The sequence below is a fragment of the Luteibacter sp. P4_E6 genome, assembly GCF_056401535.1.
Genome location: NZ_JBFUJE010000569.1, coordinates 1 through 2,359 on the forward strand (window position 1 = coordinate 1; position 2,359 = coordinate 2,359).

Genomic DNA, 2,359 nt, shown 5'->3' on the forward strand with positions numbered 1-2,359 from the left:
GAATCAACGTATCCGGGGACGTATCAGCGCAGGCCCCAGGTGGCGGGCGTCGCCTCGATGGCCCATTGGGCCATCAGCTCGTGCACCCGTGTCGTGGGATGCAGCGTGTCCCAGAAAACGTACCTGGAAGGATCGACGCAATCCGCGCGGCGTTTTTGCGCCTTGATGTACGAGGTCGAACTCGGCGAGTCGATCGCCAGGCAGGAGTCCTTCGTATTGGTGATACCGAAGCGTCCGGGCGTCGTCAACACGTCGTCGAAGTAGGCGCGAACGTTGACGATGCGGACGTCGGCAGGCGTCGTCGCGTTCACCCGCTCGACCAGCTGGACGAGGTGATGGTTGTAGTACTCCACCTTGCCCAGGACGCCGTTCGCATCCGTCCGGCCCAGGCGGAATACCGGGGCGACGGAGACGTCGGGCAGGTTGACGACAAGGATCTTCCGCGCGCCCTTTTCGACAAGGCGACGCAGTGCGATTTCCTGGTCCTCGATGATCTTTGGCGCCGTTTTCGTGTCGTTGACGAAGTCGTTGCCGCTGATCAGGAAGGTGAACAGCGTGCGCGATGGGTCGTAGCCCTTTGCCTTGGCCGCATAGTTGAAAAAGCCGTCGATCTGGGTGCCGATCCCGTGGATGATGCCGAACTTCGCGTCCTTGGTCTGCGCGCCGCCGATGGCCCAGTTGTTCAGGGTGAGGCCGGTGCGCGCGGCCATGTGTTCGATCCATGTCGGGCCGTTGCTGAAACGCCCGAGGTACCACGACGCACCGGGTAGCTTCCACTGCGATTCGTTGAACATGTTGCCGGTGTCGCTGAGGCTATCGCCGAACGAGACGATGCGTTCGACCGGTTTTCCCTTCGCAAGGTCGCCGTTGTGCCAGATCTCGTAGTTGTAACTCTGCGCGTTGTCGGCGGCACCGATCATGGCCAGGCCATTGGCATCGGGCATCGTCGAAATCTTTTTCATGCAGGCGGTGCGCAGCGTCGCCGGCGCGGCGTCCGTGAAGAACATGCTGCGCGACTTCAGTATCGATGCGTTGTGCCATTGCCCGCGGAGAATATGGTCGGCCGCAACGAAGCGCGTGGCGACGCCGGTGGGGTCCGACTTCAGGCGATAGTGGCAGCGTAGGCCGGTATTGATCTCGCTGAAGGGGCCGCCCTGAACGGTGGGCGCCTGCGGCGCGGCATGCGAGACAAGAGCGAAGCCGGCGAGAGCACAACCGGCGGCGTAAGCGAAGGCGCGTCCAATCGGGGACATGAGAAACTCCTGTGGGGATGGGGTGCCGGAAGACTCTCTTCCGACGCCGACATCGTGCCCCTGCGCCATGTGCTTGAATGTCGGCCATCGCTGGGGGATGGGCCGGGGTTCTCCTTCACATATCTAGGCTTTGAGGTGAGGCGCTATCGGTCGGACACCGATAGCGCCTCTGTGCGAAGCAGCTCAAGCCGCGCTGGCGTCCCGGAGTTTCTTCAGTTCGTCGTCACCCAGCACGAGTGCCGCCGACTTTGCCAGTTCATCGAGTTGCTCCACGGTGGTCGCGCTGGCGATCGCCGCGCTGATCGCAGGCTGTGCCATCACCCAGGCCAGCGCCACCTGTGCCGGCTTCGCGGCGTGTGCCTCGGCGACCTCGTCGAGCGCAGCGAGCACGCGATGGCCGCGCTCGGTGAGGTACTTCTTCACCGAACCGCCGCGGGCCTTGCTCTTTTCCAGGTCCGCCTCGCTCCGATACTTGCCACTGAGGAAGCCGCTGGCCAGCGAGTAATAGCTGATGACGCCAACGTCTTCCTTGACGCACAACGGCTGCAGGCCTTCTTCGAAGCCGGCGCGATCCATCAGGTTAAATTCCGGCTGCAGCGACTCGTAGCGCGACAGCCCCTTCGCTCCGCTGGTAGAGAGTGCATCGGCAAGGCGGTTGGTACTGTAATTGGAGGCGCCGATTACGCGCACCTTGCCGGCCTTGACGAGGTCGTCGAAGGCACGCAGGGTTTCTTCCAGCGGCACTTTCGCGTCATCCTCGTGCGACTGGTACAGGTCGATGTGATCGGTTTTCAGGCGGCGCAGCGAATCTTCCACCGCTTCCTTGATATTGGTCGGCGCCAGGCCCGGGTAGCGCGCCCACTTGCCGACCTTGGTCGCGATGACGACGCGGTCGCGCTTGCCGCTCTTCTTCAGCCAGTTGCCGATGATGGTCTCGGACTYCCCGCCTTCGTTACCGGGCACCCAGGCTTCGTAGACATCCGCCGTGTCGATCAGGTTGAAGCCGTGGTCGACGAAGGCGTCGAGGAGCTCGAACGAGCGTGGCTCGTCSGCGSTCCAGCCGAACACGTTGCCGCCAAAGGCGAGCGGGGCGACCTGCAGGGATG

General features: G+C 63.3%; 2 protein-coding genes. Both read right to left on the reverse strand.

Annotation, left to right across the window (positions count from 1 at the left end; genetic code table 11):
• Positions 1–23: 23 nt before the first annotated feature.
• Positions 24–1,253, reverse strand: coding sequence for an SGNH/GDSL hydrolase family protein (locus tag AC1DT2_RS20885; protein WP_477298470.1), 1,230 nt, complete (start codon positions 1,251–1,253; stop codon positions 24–26).
• Positions 1,254–1,436: 183 nt separating this feature from the next.
• Complete coding sequence (locus tag AC1DT2_RS20890) at positions 1,437–2,354, reverse strand: aldo/keto reductase (RefSeq protein ID WP_477298471.1); 918 nt, start codon at positions 2,352–2,354, stop codon at positions 1,437–1,439.
• Positions 2,355–2,359 lie beyond the last annotated feature (5 nt).

What these genes read in the sequence shown, in the direction of transcription:
- AC1DT2_RS20885 (WP_477298470.1), bottom strand. Translation starts at nt 1,253, where the DNA reads ATGTCCCCGATTGGACGCGCCTTCGCTTACGCCGCCGGTTGTGCTCTC.